This window comes from Pseudonocardia pini, from assembly GCF_013870575.1.
GTDB classification, from domain to species: Bacteria; Actinomycetota; Actinomycetes; order Mycobacteriales; family Pseudonocardiaceae; genus Pseudonocardia; species Pseudonocardia pini.
The window spans coordinates 1-1900 of the sequence record NZ_JACBXB010000934.1 but is presented as its reverse complement, the minus strand read 5'-3'; the positions used below and the strand labels follow the sequence as shown (position 1 = coordinate 1900).

Sequence of the window (1900 nt, the reverse complement as noted above, 5' to 3'; positions counted from 1 at the left end):
ACATGGTGGCCGAGCTCAACCCGGTGCTGGTCAACGACGTCAGTGGCGGCCTCGCCGACCCGGCGATGGCCCGGGTGGTGGCCGAGGCCCGGGTGCCCTGGGTGCTCAACCACTCGCGGGGGACCAGCCGGGACATGTACTCGGCTGCGGTGTACACCGACGTCGTCCGCGAGGTCGCCGCGGAGCTGGTCATGCGGGTCGACGATGCCGTCGAGGCGGGGGTGGACCCGGCTCGGTTGATCCTCGATCCCGGGCTGGGCTTCGCGAAGCACGGCGAGCACAACTGGACGTTGCTCGCCCGGCTCGACGAGCTGGTCGGGCTCGGCTTCCCCGTCCTCGTCGGATCCTCGCGCAAGCGGTTCCTGGCCGGCGTGCTCGCCGCGGACCGGCCCGAGGGGCCTGCCCGGTTCCGGGACGCCGCCACCGTCGCGACGACCGTCCTCGCGGCCCAGGCCGGGGCGTGGGGGGTGCGGGTCCACGACGTGGCCGCGTCGGCCGACGCGGTCCGCGTGGTGCGCGCCGCGGAGTCCGCGGCCTGACCCTCAGCGGGTCAGGAAGGTCCGCGCCGCACCGGCGGTCACGACACTGCCGGTGACCAGCACGGCGGCGCGGTGGCCGGAGTCGCCGGCCAGCCGGACCGCGGTGTCGATCGCGTCGTCCAGGCGGGGCTCGACCACGATCCGGCCCGCCCCGAGGACGGCGCCTGCGGTCTCGGCGAGCTCGGTGGCGGGGAGCGCGCGGGGTGACTCGTTCTGCGAGACGACCACGGTGGCGGCCACCGGGTCGATCGCGCGGACGATCCCCTCGACGTCCTTGCCCCGCAGGACCGCGAGCACGACCACCACGCGCTCCACGGCGAGAGCCTCGCCCAGCCCCCGAACCGTGGCGGCCATCCCCGCCGGGTTGTGCGAGGCGTCGACGAGGACCGGTGGCGTGTCCCGCAGCCGCTCCAGCCGTCCCGGGGCCCGGACCGCCGCCAGGCCTCGACGGGCCTGCTCGGCGGTCAGCTCGACGCCCTCGGCACGCAGGAACGCGTCGACGGCCGTGACGGCGACGCGGGCGTTCTCGGCCTGGTAGCGGCCGAGCAGGGGAAGGAACAGGTCGGGGAGGTCCCGACCGGGCGCGGCGAGCCGCAGCACCTGTCCGCCCGGCCGCGCCGTGGGCACCGTGCGGTGGTGGAGGACCTCCTGGACCTGGGCACCGACCTCGCGCGCGCGGCCGACGAGGACGCGTTCGGCCGCCGCGGGTTGCCTCGCGAGGACCGCTGTCGCCCCCGGCTTGACGATGCCCGCCTTCTCCCGCGCGATCGTGGCGACGTCCGGGCCGAGGTACTCGGTGTGGTCCAACGAGATCGGCGTGACGACGGCGACGCGGCCGTCGACGACGTTCGTCGCGTCCCAGCTCCCGCCCATGCCGACCTCGACCACGACCGCGTCGAGCCCGGCCCGGGCGAAGGCGACGAAGGCCATCGCCGTCATCACCTCGAAGAAGGACAGCGGGATCGGGAGCTCGTGGTCGAGGGCCTCGACCTCCGGCAGCACGGCCTCGTACACGGCGACGAACTCCGCCTCGGAGATCGGGGCGCCGTCGAGGACGACGCGCTCCCGCACCGACTCCAGGTGCGGGCTCGTGTACCGGCCGGTGCGCCTGCCGGTGGCGCGCAGCAGCTCGTCGACCATCCGGGCGGTGCTGGTCTTGCCGTTGGTGCCGGTGATGTGGACGGCGGGCACCGCGTGCTGAGGGTTCCCGAGCCGAGCCGTCAGGGCGGCGATGCGGTCGAGGCTCGGGTCCAGCCTGCTCTCCGGCCAGCGTCCGACGAGGGCCTTCTCGATCTCGGCCAGCCGGTCGGTGGGGCGGCTCATGCCATGCTCCTCGTCGGGAGGGCGCGGGGGCGCTGTCG

2 protein-coding genes are annotated in these 1900 nt (G+C 75.2%); one reads left to right on the top strand and one right to left on the bottom strand.

Annotated features, from left to right (window positions below; genetic code table 11):
• The coding region (folP, locus tag H5J29_RS31015) for a dihydropteroate synthase (protein ID WP_181784493.1) at window positions 1-539 on the top strand (539 nt) is incomplete at its 5' end.
• Window positions 540-542: 3 nt separating this feature from the next.
• Here folP and H5J29_RS31010 read toward each other — a convergent pair.
• A complete protein-coding gene (locus H5J29_RS31010; protein WP_181784492.1) occupies window positions 543-1862 on the bottom strand; it encodes a bifunctional folylpolyglutamate synthase/dihydrofolate synthase in 1320 nt (439 codons plus the stop codon).
• Window positions 1863-1900 lie beyond the last annotated feature (38 nt).